Below are 16,129 nucleotides of genomic sequence, written 5' to 3'. Positions count from 1 at the left end.
GGTCGCCGACCTGACGCCGAGCGACCAGCTCACCTACTGCCCCTACAAGGGCCAGGCGTCGTACTGGTCGACGGAGAGCCGGCCGAACGTGGTCTGGTCCTACCAGCGGCCGCTGCCCGACGCGGGGCCGATCGCGGGGCTGGTCGCGTTCTACGACGACATCCTCGACGTCACGGTCGACGGCAAGCTGCGCGACCGCCCGGGCGGCGCGATCGTCCGGTCGCTGCGCGAGGAGTTCGGCGTCGAGTCCTAGTCGACCTAGGGCACGAGCTCGATCCAACCGCGGATGTCGTCGGCGGTCTCGGTCTCCGCGAGGTCGGGATGGTCGGCGGCGACGTGCTCGAGGACGAGCGCGATCACGGCCTCGTCGGTGTCGCCGCGGGCGACGAAGCCGCACTCGCATCGGACCTGGCGCGTCATCGGTTCCATTCTTCCGCGCGGGAGGTGGTCACGTGACCCGCGTGCAGCTCTGCGGGCCCCTGCTGGTGGAGCTGACCGGCCGGCGGGTCACCCTGCCCGGTCGGCAGGGCCGGCTGCTGTTCGCGTACCTGGTGCTGCAGCGGCCCCGCCCGGTGCCTCGTGACCAGCTGGTCGACGTCCTGTGGGGTGCGGCGCCGCCGCCGGCCGCCGGGTCCGCGTTGAACGCCCTGGTTTCCCGGGTACGTGCGGCGACCGGTGCTGACGTCCTGCGCGGCCGTTCGGAGCTGGCGGTCGACCTGCCGCCGTCGGCCGTGGTCGACGTGGAGACGGCCCTGTCCTCGGTGCACCGGGCCGAGTCGGCCGCGGCCGTGGGCGACTGGCGGCGTGCCTGGGCGGCGGCGCTGACCGCCCGGTTCGTCGCGGGCCGGCCCTTCCTGCCGGAGGCGACGGCGCCGTGGGCGGACGCGTGGCGGGCCCGGCTCGACGAGGTCCACGCCCGCGCCCTGGAGTGCTACGCCGGCGCCTGCCTGTCGATCGGCGGTGCGGAGCTGCCGGGTGCGGAACGTGCGGCCCGGGACCTGGTGGAAGCGGCGCCGCTGCGGGAGACCGGACACCTGCTGCTGATGCGCGCGCTGGCGGCACGCGGGAACGTCGCCGAGGCCCTGGCCGCCTACGAGCGGCTCCGGGTGCGGCTGCGCGACGAGCTGGGCGTCGACCCGTCGGCGACGGTCCGCGATGCCCACGCGGAGCTGCTGCGGGTCGGTTGACGACCGCTAGGTGGTGTGCTCGACCCAGAGGTTCTCCTCGACGTAGACGCCGCGGTCGCGTTCGTGGTCGATGTGGACCAGGTTGAGCGCGTCGGGGACGACGTAGTCGCCGGTGACCGGGAACGCCATGTCGGCCCAGCTTTCCCACTCGGCGACGGTGCCCTCGATCACCATGGACCGGGGCGCCGGACCGAGGACGCGGGCGCCCATCCGTTGGTGGGTGCGGATCCACGGGTCGACGGAGCGCCCGTCGGCGCGGGTCCAGGTGGCGTACTCGGCCATCGGGACGAGCGGGTAGCGGTGCTTCCAGGTGGGCCGCAGGGGAGCGAGGACGCGATGGAGGCCGTCCTCGCGGGCGCGCGCGGTGAGCGCCGACAGCACGGCGGTGGCCAGACCCCGCCTGTCGTGCTTGGCGCTGACCGCGGCGGCCATGAAGGACAGTGTGGACGGTGCGGTGCCGGCCTCCCGTCCCTCGACCGCGCGCACCATCGCGTCGTCGTACCCCGTCGGCAGGTCCTCGATCGTGCCGTTCCACGCGAGCGGCACGCCCCACCCGCCGGCCACCACGGCGCCGTCGTCGTCGAGCACCATGATGTCGTAGCGCGAGAAGAACTCCTCGACGCGCGCCAGGTATTTCTTCGGCACGTCGTCGTGGAAGATGAACTCGGGCCACCGCTCCCGGAACACCTCGGCCGCCTGCTCGTCCAGATCGGGCCGATCGACCCGCGTCACGATCTCCACGATCGCAGGCTATCCGGCGCGCGGGCCCAGGAAGAGCCCGCCGCTCGCGTCGATCACCTGCCCGGTGACCCAGCGTGCGGCGTCGGAGGCCAGGAACGCGACCACGTCGGCGACGTCGTCGGCGCTGCCCAGCCGGCCGAGGGCCGTCGTGCCGGCGATGAGGTCGGCCAGGCCGGGAGCCGCGAACCACTCGCCGTTGGTCGCCGTCCGGGTGGCGCCGGGTGCGACCGCGTTCACCGTGATGCCGCGGTCGCCGAGCTGGTTGGCCAGGGTGCGGGTCATCGTCTCGACCGCGCCCTTCGTCATGGCGAAGGACGTCTGGGTCGGGTTCGCCATCCGGGTCGCCGCCGAGGAGATCGTGATGACGCGGCCGCCGTCGCGCAGCAGCGGCAGGGCCCGCTGGACGATGAAGTACGGCGCGCGCACGTTCACCGCGAAGAGCCGGTCGAACTCCGCCGGTGTCGTGCCGCCGAGCGGTCCGGCCGGTGCGGCCGCCGCGTTGTTGACGACGATGTCGAGCGGTCGCCCGGCCAGCGCCGCCTCGACCCCCGCGAAGAGCGTCTCGACGTCGCCGTCCACACCCAACTCGGCGTGCACGGCGACCGCGGCGCCGCCCGCGCGCCCGATCGCGTCGACCGTCGCCGCGGCGCCGTCCCGGTCCGCGCCGTAGTGCACGACGACCGTCGCGCCCTGCTCTGCCAGCCGGACCGCGATCGCCTGCCCGATGCCCTTGGACGCTCCGGTCACCAAGGCCGTCCGGTCACCCATGTCGTCTCCCCTGTTAGTCACTACCAAGTTGGTAGACACTAACACAGCGGTAGCCTCTAACACATGCCCGACCAGCAGCCGACGCTGCGCGCGCAGCGGCGCGCCGAGACGCAGCGGACCATCCAGGCCCACGCGGTGCGGCTGTTCAGCACGCGCGGCTACGACGCGACGACGGTGGCCGACGTCGCCGAGGCCGCGGGCGTCTCACCGATGACGGTGTACCGGCACTTCCCGACCAAGGAGGACCTCGTGCTGGTCGACCAGCACCGCGAGCTGGTCGCGGAGCGGGTCGCCGCGTCATCCGCCGGGCAGCCGCTGGTCAGCCGCATCGGGCGGGCGCTCGTCGAGTCGGCGGACGTGCTGACCGAGGGCGGCGCCCGGACGTTCCTGCTCGCCCGGCTGCGCCTGATGATCTCGACGCCGGCCCTGCGGGCCCGGCATCTGGACAGCCACTACGCCCTGCAGCAGGCGATCGTCGACGCGCTCGGTGCGGAGACCGGCCCGGCATTCCACGCCCAGGCCGCGGCCGCCGCCTGCCTGGCCGCCATGCACACGGCCCTGATCCGCTGGGCGGAGGACGACGGCCGCAGCGAGCTGCCGGACCTGATCGAGGAAGCGCTCACCGCCGCGTTCGGAAACGGCGGCGGCCCGCGACTCCCGTAGGGGAGCCGCGGGCCGCGTGGAGTCGCGTCAGCCGATCTGCTTCCAGGGGCCGTTGCGGTCGCCCGGCCGCTGGTTGCGCGAGTACCACCTGGCCTCGTACGGCCGGCCCTGGTACGTCACGCGGTCGCCGGCGTCGTACGGCATGCTCGCCGTCCACGCCGCCGGGCTGCCGTCGGCCGGCCGCGGGGCGATCTCGGCCCACGGGCCGTTCGGGTCACCGGGCTGCTGGTTGCGGGTCCACCACAGGGCCCGCCACTGCCTGCCGTCGTGCACCACGACCGCGCCGCCGTCGAAGATGCGCGACGGCGTCCAGATGGCCGCACCCTCCTCGGTGACGGCCAGCTCCTGCCACGCACCGGTCGGGTTGCTGCCCGGCTTCTCGTTCTTCGCGTACCAGGACGCCACGAAGACCTTGCCCTGGTACGTGACGCGCTGGCCGGTGCTGTACGCCGTCGACGCGTTCCACGCCGGCGGCAGCTTGACCGTCACGGTCACCGGCACCGATGCCGGGTCGAGGTGCTCGTCGCCCGAGTAGGTCACCGTCATCGCGTGGTCGCCGCCGGCGAGCCCGGCCGGCAGCGTGAACGTCGCCGAACCGCCCGACACCGGTGCCGAACCGCGCACCTTGTCGCCCTCCCGGAGGGTGACCGTTCCCGTGACCGCGACCGGTGCCGCGTCGACCTGCACGGTCACCTTCGCCGCCGTGCCCCAGTCGACCGGGTTCGCGGTGACGGTCACGGTCGGCTTGCCCATCGCCGTGCGGAAGACCGCCGGCTGGGCCACCGCGAAGCCACCGTCGGCGCTCCTGGCCTCGACGACCCAGGCGTACGAGGTGCCGGGCTCGAGCCCCGCCCACGTTACGGACGCCGTCCCGTTCGCGGTGAGCTCGTCGGCCCCGATGACGCCCGCCGGCACGTACGCGGCCAGCGAGTCGGTCTTGAACGAGGTCTTCCGCGTGGTCAGGTCGACCGGCAGCTTCAGGTTGTCCTCCGCGCCGTTGTACCGCGGCCTCGGCTGGCTGCCGTCGGCCCGGATGTCGTACTCGGTGGCGCCGAAGTTGTCGAGCAGCGGCGAGTAGGTGTCGATGCTCATCTCCGACCGGTCCACGTCGAACTGCAGCAGCCGCAGGAAGCTCGCGCCGAACTGCAGCCGGTCGGTGGCCTTGCGGTCCACCGAGCCGTCGCCGTTGAGGTCGATGTTGCCGGCCGCGTCGACCTTGTCGGGCCACAGCTCGCCCGCGGCCACCGTGTAGAACTGGTAGTCCGCCAGCAGCTCGACCACGTCGTGCGTCACGGTGACGCCGACCTTCGACTTCACGTTGGTGCCCACGCCGTGCTCGTGGCCGGCCAGCACGAGGAACACGTTGGGGTTGGCCTCGACCACCAGCTTGTAGAGCGGCGAGCCGTCCGGCGCCGAGAACGCCGCGTCGCGGCCGTCGGGGTTGCTCGACGGGCGCAGGTAGTCGTGGGAGAGCAGGATGCCGTTGCGGTCCTTGTACCGCTTGAACACCGAGTCGGCCCACCGGGCCTCCTCCGGCGTGACGCCGTAGGACAGGCCCACCGCGACGAAGTCGAGCCCGCCGGCGGAGAACAGCACGTAGTTGTTCTGGTTGTCCCTGCCCGGCGTGACGGTGCCGTCGGCGTTGGTCACCTCGTCCCACGCGTGGTACTCGGTGCCGGCCGGCCACGCGTCGGCCACGTTGTAGTAGCGGTCCGCGCCGAACGTCCTGCTGAATCGCGAGTTCGGGCCGGTCTCGGCGCCGAGCTGGTTGTCGTGGTTGCCGGCGATGACCTGGTTGACGACGCCCTTGTCGTCGAGCACCCGCTGGTACTCCGACGCCCGCTCGAACTCCCGGTTGACCTGCGCGTCGAGGCCCGGCCGCAGCAGCGAGCCGTCCGGGTTCTTCGCGAGCGGGTCGTAGTAGTCGTTCTCGATGACGTCACCGGTGTGCGCCGTGTACGAGATCTTCCGCCCGGCCGCGTTGTCCGCGATCCACTGCGTGGTCCTGCGGTACGCCGCCGCGAAGACGGCCTGCTCCTCGGCCACCTGGACGTCGGAGGGCTCGGCCTTGCCGTCGAAGTCGTCGTTCGTGCCGCCGGCCGCACCCTCGCTCAGGTACTGCGTGTCGGTGAAGTGCGCGAGCGCGAAGTCGTACGAGTTCGGGTCCTCGAAGCGGTCCTTGTCGTTCTGCGCCGAGGCGTCCCGCGGTGACAGGTCGTCGGCGAACGGGTCCTCGCCGGTGACCAGCACGTGCACGCTGCCGCTGGCGCGGTAGCCGTCGGTGAGCGCGGCGGTGAGCACCGTGCTCCTGCCGGCCGTGCCGCGCGAGCTGGTCAGCACGACCCACTTCCTCGCGGCCGGGTCCCACACGCGCAGCGCGGCGACCCGGGCCGGGTCGATGGTGCCCTCCCAGCGCAGGGTCGGTGCCTGCTGCGCGTCGGTGAGCTTGAGGTCGTACCGCTGGAAGACCACGTCCCGGCTGGACGAGGTGTCGACCGTCCGGCCGTCGAGCGGCCGCAGCGAGGCGACGTCGACACTGCCGTCGTGTGCGACATCCAATGTGGTCGGCACGGACGCCGCGACACCCTGATAGCCGGCCGTCGGCGCGACCACGTCGGCCTTGGTGAACGTCGCGGTCAGCGGTGTGCCGTCCGCACCGGGCACGGTCGCCGACAGCGTCGCCACCGGGCCGTTCGTGCCTTCCACGACCGAGTTCAGCGCGGTCGGCACGTCCGGGATGCTGGCACTGGTGAACCTCACCTCGCGGGTCGCGGTGTTGCCGAGCGTGTCGGTCGCGGTGACGGCGAGCGTGTGCGCGCCGGCCGGCAGCCCGTGGCCGATCTGGTCGCCCTGCTTGACCGCCTTGCCGTCGAGCAGGAGCGTCGGGGTGCCGGCGACGCCGGTCGCGTCCTTGACCCGGACGTCCAGCGCCACGGTCGCGGTGAGCCGCTGGCCCTCGGCGGGCACGCTGCTCTCCACCGTCGGGGCGGCGTTGTCGACGGTGAACGTACGCGTGGCGGTCCGGTCGCCGCTCTTCGCGGAGACCGTGTGCCGGCCGTCGTCGATCGTGGTGGTGTCGACGTCCGCCCGCAGGCCCTTGGCCGGCGCGTCGACCGAGAAGAGGATCTCCTTGCGGAGCGTGTTGTTGTGCGTGCTGCCGCAGGTGCCGTCACCGATGAACGTGGTGACCTCCGTGCCCGGCGGGTACGAGGACGAGCCGATCGTGACGGTCGTCTGCGCGACCTCGCGGGTCAGCCGCCGCGCGGTGCCCCCGGCCGGCAGGAGCTCGAAGTCGCGCATCGTGAAGTCGTCGAAGTTGCCGGTCGGGCAGTCGGCGGCGATCGTCGTCGGGTTGATGCCGGCCTTGAAGTCGAGGACGTTGACGCCCGGCACGAGCCACTCGTTGGGGAACGACAGCTCGGCCGTCTCCTTCTCCCAGATGCCGAGGTCCAGCGGGATGCCGTTGATCTCGACCTGGTTCAGGTAGCCGCCGTCGGTGCCGTTGCCGCCGATGAACAGCCGGAGCTTCGCGTCCGCGCCACCGGCCAGCGTGTCGATGGTGCGGGTGGTCTCTGCTCCGGCGACCGTGAAGGTGAACTCGGCGTCCTTGTTGGCACCGCAGGTGCCGTCGCCCAGCGCGAGGGCGGCGTCCTCGGTCGGGGTCCGTGCGCCGCCGGTCACGTAGGCGACCCCGGCGAGCGTGGCCGTGCCCGTGTCGACCGCCAGCGCGACGGTGCTCCGGGTGATCCGGAAGTCGTCGTGGTTGGCGCAGAGGCTGGCGCCGCTGCCGGAGTTGTAGTCGCCGGTGACGACCTGGATCGTGTTGTCGCCCGGGCGCAGGAAGCGGTTCGGCAGGTCGATCGAGACCGCCTCGGCCGCCGCGGCGCCGAAGTCGCCGCCGAGGTCGACGCGGTTGCCGTTGACCAGCAGGTAGTTGTGGTACCGGGCTTCGATCGAGTTGCCGGCCGCGACGGTGAAGCTGAAGGTGGAGGTGCCGGCGGCGAGCGTTTCCGCGTTCTGCGCGGGCGCGCCGTCGAGGGCGATCGTGTCGACGCCGTCGCCGTCCCGCGGGGTGGCCGCGATGACCGGCTGCGTGCCGCGGACCAGCTCGCCCTCGGCCGGGGTGACCTTGGCCGAGCCCGCCGGTGGGTTGTTCACGCCGACCGTCACGCTGGTGCTCGCGCCGGAGGTGGCGACCGCCGCGATCGTGTGGTCGCCGTTGTCCAGCGTGCGGGTGTCGAGCGCGAAGCTGCGGCCCGCGGTGCCGCCCGGCTCGCCGGAGAGCACGAACGTCAGCGTCTGCGCCAGGCGCGGCGTCGAGCTGCCGCACGTGCCGTCGCCGAAGCTGTAGCTGAACAGGTTCTGCTCACCGTCGATCACCACGCCGAGCAGGCTCAGGCTGATGCTGCTCAGCGGGAAGTCGTCGAAGTTCGGGCAGCGCCCGCCCTCGCCGTTCGGCAGCACCTCGTACCCGATGGCGTTGGTGTTCGTGCTGTCGACCCAGTTGGCGCCCGCATTGACGGTGATGGTGTTGACGCCGGAGCGCAGCCACTCGCCGGGGAAGTCGAGCACACCCGAGCGGCCGCCCGGGATGTCCGGGAAGTAGACCCGGTCCGCGCGACCGTTCACGGTGATGTAGTTGTGGTAGCGCGCCTCGGTGCCGTTGCCGCCCATGTCGAACGCGAAATGAGCGGTGCCGGCGGTGGTCGCGGCGTCCACCGCGTGCCCGTCGACGGTGATCTGCTTGACGGAGTCGTTCTCGGCGGTGGGCTCGGCCTTGACGGTGACCATGCCGTCCAGGGCCTGGCCGTCGCGGATGTTGAGCGTGGGCGCACCCGGCGGTGCTTCCGCCGCCGATGCGCTGGTCGGCACGACGATCGCGGTGGCGGCGACGGTGACCAACGCTATTGTCAGCGCTCGTAGTCGGCGCGTCATGACAGCGTTTCTCCTTAGGCGGTGAGGTGGATCGCGGCGACGGCGGTGAGTCCGGCGCCGAAGAGCGTGATCCCGGCCGCGGCCAGGATCGGGGCCACGCGGGTGGCCAGGCGGAGAGCGGCGTGCGTGTGTGCGCCGCGGGTCACGACGGTGCTGCCGCCGATCGCCAGCAGGCCCACCCCGAACAGGACGACGGCCATGCCGACGCCGAAGGTGAGCACGAGCAGGAGCGCGAAGGCGGCGCGGTCGAGGAACAGACCGGTGACGAGGACGAGGAACGCGGCCGGTGACGGGGTCAGGCCGCCCGAAGCGCCGAGGAGCAGGATTCCGGGGCGCTCGAGGCCGTGCTCGTGATCGTGACCGTGGTGGTGCCTCCTCCTTCGGAGCAGCCAGACGCCGGTTGCGATGACCAGCAGGCCCGCGGCGAGTTGCAGCCAGCGGGTCAGGTCCCGCATCGCGATCGCGTCCGAAAGGGACAGGAACGTCCAGGCCAGACCGATCATGAGCACGGACAGCGTGTGCATCACGGCCACCGAACCGCCGAGCCAGGCCGCGTCCCGGATCCGACCGCGCGAGCCGACGAGGTACGCCGCCGCGAGGCTCTTGCCGTGCCCGGGCGTCACGGCGTGACCCGCGCCGGCGACGAAGGCGAGCCCGAACGCCAGCGGCGGCACGCCGGGGGACTGGATGGCGCTCTGCAGTTGGTCGGCGATGCTGCTCACGCGCGCCTCTTGCGCCGTCTGACCAGGACGAGCGCGGCGGCCGCGAGGAGCAGCAGCCCGCCGAGCACGGCCGCGATCTGGGCCGCGGCGGCGGACTTCCGCACGCCGTCGCCGGTCAGGGACCAGTCATGGGTGTACGCGTCGGAGGTGTAGACGGCGTGCGCCCCGCCGGGGCCGGTGGCGAGTGTCCGGTAGGCGGGGTTGAGGTCGGTGAGCGTCCGGACGGCCACGCTGGCGACGCCGACCGCGCCGGGACAGGTGTAGTCGATGTCGGCGCCGGCCTTGGCCAGGTCGTCCGGCGGTGTGACCACGCCGGTGCAGGACTCGCCGTCGCTGGTGACCGTGACCTGCTTGAGCAGGTAGGCCGCGAACTCCTGGGACGGCCCGATCGCGGCCGCGTCGGCGGGCTCGTAGAAGACCGCGCCGTCGAGCAACACGCGGTCCTCGGGCAGCAGGCCCAGGTTCACGCCGAGCACGGTCAGGTCGTCGAGGCCGCCGACCTTCCAGCTGACGCGGACGACGTCGGGCCGGGCCGGGTCGGCGGTGATCGCGACGGTCTGCGGATCACCGAAGGGGTGCGCGCTCGCCGGTGCCGGCGCTCCGAGCACGACGACGAGGGACGCGAGCGCGATGGCGACGCCGCGGAAGGGCACGGTGGAACGCTCCAGGTCGATCGGGTCGGGGCCGCGGCTGAGTCTGTGCCAGCTTCGTGAAACGCACGGGCGCGCGTGTGTGATCGCCAGGAGATGCCGACGTGAACAGTCGGTTGTGGACCCGCTCCGCTAGCTTCGGTGCGGTGCTGCTGAATGTCCTTTGTGTTGCCGCGGCGGCCGTCGCCGTCGTCATGTTGATCCGCATGCGGATGCGGGTGGCCCGGTCGCCGGCGCCGGGGCGCGGGCGCCTGGACTGGGACGCACATCCCCGCGAGGCCGACGTTTCGGACGACTCCGATTCCGCTGACGACGACGACGGCGGCGACGGCGACGGCGGTGACGCCTGACCGGTCAGGCCGGCATCGTCAGCGAGAGCACCCGGGTGACCACGACGAAGCCGGCCCGGTCGTAGAGGCGGCGGGCCGGGTTGCCGTCCGCCACGGAGAGCGCGAGCGCCGGCAGCCCCGCCTCGCGCGTCCCGCGCAGCGCGTGCGTGAGCAGTGCCCGGCCGAGGCCGCGGCCCTGTGCGCGCGGGCCGACGCCGATGTTGAGCACCCAGGCGCACGGGTATTCCGTCCACGGCACCGGCCCGGCGCACAGGACGTGGCCGGCGCTGCGTCCGTCGGGACCGAGGAGCCGGGCCGAGGCGGGGGACAGCGGCGGGACGGGGTCGGATCGCTCGAACATGTCCCGTACCGCGGTGGTGTCGTTGTCGGTCCACCCACCGTCCGGATGGCCCGGACCGTAGGCCGCGTCGAGGGCCTCGGCCAGGTCGCCGTCCCAACCGGCCGCGTGAGCGACCAGCCGGCCGGCAGTCGCGGCGTGTCCGGCAGGTCGGCCAGGTCGTGGCGGAGCTCGGTCGCCGACCGGGTGCGCGTCGCACCGGCCGCGACCAGCGCCGCGGCGAGGGCGTCGTCCGGGGTCGCCAGGTCGCGCCCGGCGAGGTCGTGCCGCACCTGTCGCGCGACGCGGTCGACGGCCGCGACGGGCCGCACCATGGGGCCGTCGTCGCCGCGCTCGGTCAGGTGGGCGAGCGGCTCGCCGTCGTCGGCACAGAGCAGCGAGTCGGCGGCGCGGATCGGCACGGTTCCGGAGCCTAGCTCCCGGGCGGCACCTGGATCATCGCAATTGCCAGCTGGGCGCGGTTGGTGATGCCGAGCTTGCGGTACGCCCGGGCGAGGTTCGCCTCGACCGTCTTCGGGCTGATGAACAGCGCGTCCGCGATCGCCCGGTTGGTCTGGCCCGCGGCGGCCAGCCGGGCGACCCGCAGCTCGGTCGGCGTCAGCTCCATCGTGGACGATGCGGCCCGGCCCGGGGTGCGGGCCAGCTCGGCCGTGGCGCGCTCGGCGAACGCGGCGGCACCGAGCGCGGTGAACTCGGCCGCGGCCGCCTCCAGGGCGGTGCGGGCCTCGCGCTTGCGCCGACCCCGCCGGTGCGCGATGCCGGCGACCAGCAGGCACCGGGCCCGGTCGAGCGGCAGCACCCCGGCCGGCACCGCGTCGCGCGCCTCGGCCAGCGCGGCCAGCGCCGGCAGCGGGTCGGCGCCGGTGGCGCTGTCCAGGAGCACCCGGCTGCGCGCCAGCCCGAGCGTCGTCCAGGGCCGTCGCAGCCGGGCGTGCCGCGCGGCCAGGCGGTCCAGGGCCCGCCGGGCCGTGACCAGGTCGCCGGCCCCGACGCAGGCCTCGATCCAGTCGGGTTCGAACCGCTGGGTGATCGGCTCGACCACGCCGAGGTCGACGAGCAGGTCGGCCAGCTCGCCGTAGGCGGCCGCCGCGTCGCCGGGGCGGCCGGCGGACAGGTGTGTGAAGCCCGCGAGCTGCAGGTGGATGCGGATGGACCAGGGTTCGTCGGCGGCGCGGCCGCGCGCCAGCCCGGCCGTTGCGACGGCGGCGGCTTCGTCGAGGCGGCCGCGGTACGCGTCGAGCGTGCCGGCCAGCCAGGTCTCGCCGACCAGCCCGGTGCCGAGCATCTCGCCCAGCTCGCGGGCCGCGGCGATGTGCCGGCCCGCGGCCCCGAACCGGCCCGCCAGCAGTTCCGTCTCGCCGAGGTGGGTGAGCACCTCGTGCTGCCACGGCTCGTCGCCGCGGGCGCCCGCGTGCGCCAGCAGGTCGTGCAGCCGGGCGCGGGCCCGGTCGTGGTCGTCGATGCCCTTCCACCAGATCGCCGGCACCGTGCCCGACAGCCAGGACGGTGTGCCGTCCTCCAGCCGGAGGGCGCGGTCGAGCAGGTCGGTGGGCGCGTTGCCGGCGCGTACCTCGTGGAAGAAGAGGTTGAGCAGTGACGCGCACAGCAGCGGCCGGTCCTGGCCCTGGTCGGTGAGCAGGGCGATCGCCGCGTTGGCGTGCGCGCGGCCGCGGCCGGGCAGGTCGTGGAACATGCTCAGGTGCGCGTGGACCCGGCCGGCGAGCGCGCCGCTGGCCCCGGCCAGGCTCGCCTCGGCGGCGGCGACCGCCCCCGGCAGGTCGTCGGCGGACCAGGCGACCATCGCCCGCAGCAGCAGCGCCTCGGCGCGGGCGTCGCCGGCCAGCGTGGCGATCGCGGCGTCCGCGGCCGCGCCGGCAGCCGTGTAGTCGCCGCAGTCGAACCGGCACTGGACGGCGGCCAGCCGCCATCCGTCGGCCTCCTGACCGGCCAGCTCGATCGCGCGCTCGTAGAGGTCCGCCGCGACCGCGGGTGCGCCGCGGGCGTGCTGGCGGCGGGCGGCGGCGGCCAGCTCGGCGGCGACGGCCGGGTCGGGCGACGTCGCGGCCTCGGCGAGCTGGCGGGCGCGCTCGTCCGGGTCGCTGACGGCCGCGGCCAGCGCCTGCCGCATCCGCCGCCGGGTGGCCGCGGGGATTCCGGCGCGCACCGTGCTCGCGTACACCGGGTGCGTGAACGTGATCGCGTTGCCGCGGACCGTGAGCAGCCCGGCCTCCTCGGCGGGGTCGAGATCGGTGGCGGCGACGCCGGCGGCGGCGAGATCGTCCACTGTGGGCACGGTCAGCAGGGCCGCCAGCCGGCTGGCTTCCCGGCTGTTCGCCGGCAGCGCGGCCGTGGCGTCCGCGACGAGCTGCCGCATCGAGGCGACGACCGGCAGGTCCTCGCCCGGGCCGGGTGGTCGCGGCAGCCGCAGCACCGCGCGGGCCAGTTCGATGGCGAGCAGCGGGTTGCCGCCGGCGTCCCGGGCGATCCGGGCGAGCAGTGAGCGGCTGAGCGTGCCGCCGAGGCGATCGCGGATGATCTGGTGCAGGGCGCCGGCCCCGAGCGGGGCCAGGGCGACCCGATGCGCGTCGTCGAGGTCCAGGGCGGCGGTGGCCGGGGCGGTGCCGCCGGTGCGGCAGGCGACCAGCGCGCGCGGGCGCGGCGCCAGCCGCCGCAGGGCGAACCGGATCGCCCGCTCGCTCGGCTGGTCGAGCCAGGGCGCGTCGTCGAGCGCGAGCAGCAGCGGCGTCTTCGTGTGCGCGGCCGCCTGCTCGAGCAGCGAGCGGGTGGCCGCGCCGATCGCGCGCTCGTCGACCGCCTCGTCGGGGAAGTCGGCGAGCAGCACCGCGTCGGCGGCCGCCCGCTGCGGTGGCGGCAGGGCCGGCACGAGCTCGCGCAGCGGCCGGATCAGGTCCGCGAGGGCGGCGAACGGCAGCGCGGCCTCGGCCTCGGTCGGCGCCGCGGTGAGCACGAGCCAGTCGCGCCGGCGGGCGTCGTCGACGAGGGCACGCCAGACCGCGGTCTTGCCGATCCCCGCGTCGCCCTCGAGCAGCACGGAGGTGCCCGCGGTCAGCGTCTGCCGGGCCTCGGCGAGGATCGCGTCCCGACCCACCACCGCCAGCTCCACACGGGCGATGATGGCATGCCGCTACACGGGCACCTGACCGCAGACCGACACCTTGGGGATGACCTCCTCGTTCTTGTAGATCTCGCTGGTCGAGCTGATGCCGCCGCTGCTGTTGATCGGCGGGATGGTGACCACTTTGAACGGCTTCAGCAGGCTCAGGAACGAGTTGATCACTTTGACCACGGGTTCCAGGATCGTGTAGCCCACACCGAACGTGGCGTTGATCCCGATGGCCGTGCCCCGACACTCCGCGTACGCGGCGCCGAGCGCTGAGCCGAGCGTCATGCCGTACCTCGTGTTGAGTTCGAAGTAGACGCCGGCCTTGAACAGGAACGCGCTGATCCCGACGGTGAACCGGACACCCTGCTCGATGACCAGACCCATGACGCCGACTGGCACGCCGGTCAGGCTGTTGAGCAGGCTCGACTTGCGCTGGAAGTGTTGCGTGACGTGCGGGCCGAAGGTGCCGTTGGCGTACCCGAAGCCGAGCGAACCGGCCAGGTCGAACTCGCCGGAACCCTTGATGGTGCCGACCTTGGCGCCGAAGGCGGTGGTCACCGAGAGTGTCTGGCTGACCGTGAAGGAGAGCGGGATGCCGGCGACGGCACCGATCGGGAACGACAGGTCGGCCGCGATCGGGAACGACTTCTTGTGGTTCTGGCCGTCCTTGATGCCGGCCTCGAAGTCCACCTTGATGCCGAAGCCGCCGCTGATCTCCAACTCGGCCCGGGTCACCTTCCCGGCGCCGATGGCGAGGTGGAAGGCGGCGTTGGGCCGCTGCGTGGTGAGCGTCACGGTGCCGACGAGCCGCACGCCACCGTCGTCGTAACTGAAATGTGCGCCGGCGCCGTTGGTGCAGCAGGTGGGGTAGACGGTGTAGCCGAGCGCGCGGGTGGCGATGTCGCCGCCGCGCTGGGGGCCGGGCTGGGTCGGTTGGCCCGCTTTTCGTTGTACGGGCACCGAACGCCCGTACGTGCTGGGCGGTGGTGGTTTCTCCTCGGCCCAGAACGGCTCGCCGGCAGGGTAGATCACCGGGTCGGCGAGGGTGACGTCATCTTTCGCGAAGGTCCCGTCGCGGATCACCTCGGTGAGGTCGACGGGCCCGATGGTGACGAGCAGGTCGTCGCCGGCGGGCGCGATGTCGAGCACCCGGCCGACGGCGCGCTCGGTGACGAACATGACGCTGCCGGGTTTGAGGTCGCCGGCGTTGGGCGCGTGGGCGTCGATCCGCCAGGATAGCCCGTCGGCGGTGACGTCGCGGATCGCGTTCCCGCCACCGCCGACGACGACCACGTCCGGTTGGAGGGTGACGCCGTCAGGCTTGGGCGCGGCGCCGTACCGGAGGTCCTCTTCGGACGGTGACTGGCTCGTGCTCCCGCAGCCGGCGAGGAGCAGGCAGGCGAGGGCCGCGGCCAGGAGCCGTCTCACATGCGACCCGCGGCGGTGCGGGCGGCCGCCTCCAGCGGCTTGCGGGTCTCCTTGGGATCGACCAGCCGCACGAGCCGGATCGCCACCCAGACGCCGCCCTTGGCGAAGAAGACGGTGCCGTCCTCGAGGTGCGCCTCGTCGCCGATGCCCGACAATTCGGTGAACTCGTGCTTGAGCTCCCGATCGATGTCGAGAAACTTCTTGGCGCCGTCACCGACGTAGATCTCGACCTGCGCGGTGGGCCCGGTCACGGGCCCGGTGTACTGGCAGCTCTCAGCGGCCTCGACCGGCGGGTCGAGCTTGGTGCCGGCGAGCTTCTCGGCGTCCTGCTTTGTGATCAGCGCACAGGCTTCCGGCGGCTCGGCGGGCGCGGCGGCCTCGGTCTGGTTGGCCTGCGTCGTCGCCGGCGCGGCAGCCTGGACCGGCGCGTCGTCCTCGGCACCGCCACCGCACCCCGCGAGCAGCGCGAAGGCGGTGGCGAGAATGATCAGCTGGCGCTTCACGAGCCCAGGATCGTGTCGATGAGGTCGTTCATGGTCTTGTCGTACCTGGCCTCGTCGAAGCTGAAGCTACTCATGATCAGGGTGTACGCGCCCTTGTCGCTGATCAGCGCGGCCTCGGCCTGGATGTCCTTGATGGCCAGGTAGGACTTCTTGCCCTTGCCGATGTCGCTCACCTTCGGAAAGGACTTGCCGGCCATGTCGCGCTGGTAGTCATAGGTGGCCTCCCCGGCGAGCGCGCTCGACACGGTGACGGTCAGGCTGGCCACGCCCTTGCCGTCGCCGAACAGGCAGCTGCCTTCATCGGTCATCTGCTGCCCGATGAGCTCGGAAACCTTGTCGGCGGTGAACGGACAATCGGGCACGGTGGTCGACACGCCGCCGCCCGCCACCGCCTCTTCGCCGGCGACAGCCGCCTCGCCAGCGGCGGCGGCGTCGCCCCCGTCGTCCGAACCGCCACAACCGGCGGGTGCCAACAATGCTCCGACCAGCAACAACGACATAAGTCCGCGCCGCATGACCCAACCCTTCCCCCACACCAGGACGCTCCCGACGCTAAAGCCGGTAGCCCCCCAAGGAATCGGGTGTTTCCCTACGCCGCGCCAGCGATCGCTCCCTGGGCCATGTCGCGCCTCGTGCGAGGTCGGCGGTTTGGGCTGCGGTGGCTATTGGCCGCGGTCGCCCGTGGGGTCGGTCCGCGTCAGGACGCGATGGATCACGTGGC

At 73.1% G+C, this 16,129-nt stretch carries 16 protein-coding genes; 5 read left to right on the top strand and 11 right to left on the bottom strand.

Annotated elements, in window-relative coordinates; genetic code table 11:
- Positions 1-253: DUF427 domain-containing protein (locus AB0H87_RS12235; protein ID WP_360143144.1), on the top strand; the 253-nt coding region annotated here is incomplete at its 5' end.
- Between the two features lie 5 nt (positions 254-258).
- On the opposite strand, the gene AB0H87_RS12230 is transcribed toward AB0H87_RS12235, so the two are convergent.
- Entirely contained in the window at positions 259-420 is a 162-nt protein-coding gene (locus tag AB0H87_RS12230) for a DUF1059 domain-containing protein (protein WP_360143142.1), read from the bottom strand.
- A gap of 32 nt (positions 421-452) precedes the next feature.
- Between AB0H87_RS12230 and AB0H87_RS12225 the strand changes: the two genes are divergently transcribed.
- Positions 453-1,187, top strand: a complete 735-nt coding sequence (locus tag AB0H87_RS12225) for a BTAD domain-containing putative transcriptional regulator (protein ID WP_360143140.1) — start codon at positions 453-455, stop codon at positions 1,185-1,187.
- Positions 1,188-1,193: 6 nt separating this feature from the next.
- On the opposite strand, the gene AB0H87_RS12220 is transcribed toward AB0H87_RS12225, so the two are convergent.
- Together AB0H87_RS12220 and AB0H87_RS12215 are read right to left on the bottom strand one after the other, a co-directional pair.
- The gene (locus AB0H87_RS12220; protein ID WP_360143138.1) at positions 1,194-1,928 is read right to left on the bottom strand and encodes a GNAT family N-acetyltransferase; all 735 of its coding nucleotides are present in this window, start codon (positions 1,926-1,928) and stop codon (positions 1,194-1,196) included.
- 9 nt (positions 1,929-1,937) lie between these two features.
- Positions 1,938-2,696, bottom strand: a complete 759-nt coding sequence (locus AB0H87_RS12215; RefSeq protein WP_360143136.1) for an SDR family oxidoreductase — start codon at positions 2,694-2,696, stop codon at positions 1,938-1,940.
- Between the two features lie 63 nt (positions 2,697-2,759).
- Here AB0H87_RS12215 and AB0H87_RS12210 point away from each other — a divergent pair, with 63 nt between their 5' ends.
- Positions 2,760-3,359 (top strand): helix-turn-helix domain-containing protein, encoded by a 600-nt coding sequence (locus tag AB0H87_RS12210; protein WP_360143134.1) that lies wholly within the window; start codon positions 2,760-2,762, stop codon positions 3,357-3,359.
- A 27-nt stretch (positions 3,360-3,386) separates the two neighbouring features.
- Here AB0H87_RS12210 and AB0H87_RS12205 read toward each other — a convergent pair whose 3' ends face one another.
- Genes AB0H87_RS12205 through AB0H87_RS12195 form a run of 3 tightly spaced genes read right to left on the bottom strand, consistent with a single transcriptional unit; the run spans position 3,387 to position 9,669 of the window.
- Entirely contained in the window at positions 3,387-8,294 is a 4,908-nt protein-coding gene (locus tag AB0H87_RS12205; RefSeq protein ID WP_360143132.1) for a carbohydrate-binding protein, read from the bottom strand.
- Between the two features lie 14 nt (positions 8,295-8,308).
- Entirely contained in the window at positions 8,309-9,016 is a 708-nt protein-coding gene (locus AB0H87_RS12200) for a cobalt transporter (protein ID WP_360143130.1), read from the bottom strand.
- On the bottom strand, positions 9,013-9,669 hold the full coding sequence (locus tag AB0H87_RS12195; protein WP_360143128.1) for an LPXTG cell wall anchor domain-containing protein: 657 nt from the start codon (positions 9,667-9,669) through the stop codon (positions 9,013-9,015). Before AB0H87_RS12195 ends, AB0H87_RS12200 begins: the two co-directional genes overlap by 4 nt.
- A 143-nt stretch (positions 9,670-9,812) precedes the next feature.
- On the opposite strand from AB0H87_RS12195, the gene AB0H87_RS12190 reads away from it, so the two are divergent.
- Positions 9,813-10,016, top strand: coding sequence for a hypothetical protein (locus AB0H87_RS12190; RefSeq protein ID WP_360143126.1), 204 nt, complete (start codon positions 9,813-9,815; stop codon positions 10,014-10,016).
- A 4-nt stretch (positions 10,017-10,020) separates the two neighbouring features.
- On the opposite strand, the gene AB0H87_RS12185 is transcribed toward AB0H87_RS12190, so the two are convergent.
- Positions 10,021-10,356 carry a GNAT family N-acetyltransferase gene (locus tag AB0H87_RS12185; protein ID WP_360143124.1) on the bottom strand — a complete coding sequence of 112 codons (336 nt, stop codon included), beginning with the start codon at positions 10,354-10,356 and terminating at the stop codon, positions 10,021-10,023.
- A gap of 158 nt (positions 10,357-10,514) precedes the next feature.
- Between AB0H87_RS12185 and AB0H87_RS12180 the strand changes: the two genes are divergently transcribed.
- Positions 10,515-10,769, top strand: coding sequence for a hypothetical protein (locus AB0H87_RS12180; RefSeq protein WP_360143122.1), 255 nt, complete (start codon positions 10,515-10,517; stop codon positions 10,767-10,769).
- On the opposite strand, the gene AB0H87_RS12175 is transcribed toward AB0H87_RS12180, so the two are convergent.
- The 4 genes from AB0H87_RS12175 to AB0H87_RS12160 are packed head-to-tail and all read right to left on the bottom strand — an operon-like array spanning position 10,766 to position 15,908.
- Complete coding sequence (locus AB0H87_RS12175; protein WP_360143120.1) at positions 10,766-13,477, bottom strand: AAA family ATPase; 2,712 nt, start codon at positions 13,475-13,477, stop codon at positions 10,766-10,768. The two genes, AB0H87_RS12180 and AB0H87_RS12175, sit on opposite strands and share 4 nt — an antisense overlap.
- Positions 13,478-13,498: 21 nt before the next feature.
- Entirely contained in the window at positions 13,499-14,905 is a 1,407-nt protein-coding gene (locus AB0H87_RS12170; protein ID WP_360143118.1) for a hypothetical protein, read from the bottom strand.
- Entirely contained in the window at positions 14,902-15,408 is a 507-nt protein-coding gene (locus AB0H87_RS12165) for a hypothetical protein (RefSeq protein WP_360143116.1), read from the bottom strand. Before AB0H87_RS12165 ends, AB0H87_RS12170 begins: the two co-directional genes overlap by 4 nt.
- The gene (locus AB0H87_RS12160; protein WP_360143114.1) at positions 15,405-15,908 is read right to left on the bottom strand and encodes a hypothetical protein; all 504 of its coding nucleotides are present in this window, start codon (positions 15,906-15,908) and stop codon (positions 15,405-15,407) included. Before AB0H87_RS12160 ends, AB0H87_RS12165 begins: the two co-directional genes overlap by 4 nt.
- Between the last annotated feature and the right edge of the window lie 221 nt (positions 15,909-16,129).

This window comes from Asanoa sp. NPDC050611, from assembly GCF_040654855.1.
Taxonomy (GTDB): domain Bacteria; phylum Actinomycetota; class Actinomycetes; order Mycobacteriales; family Micromonosporaceae; genus Asanoa.
This window is presented reverse-complemented; position numbering and strand designations above follow the sequence as displayed.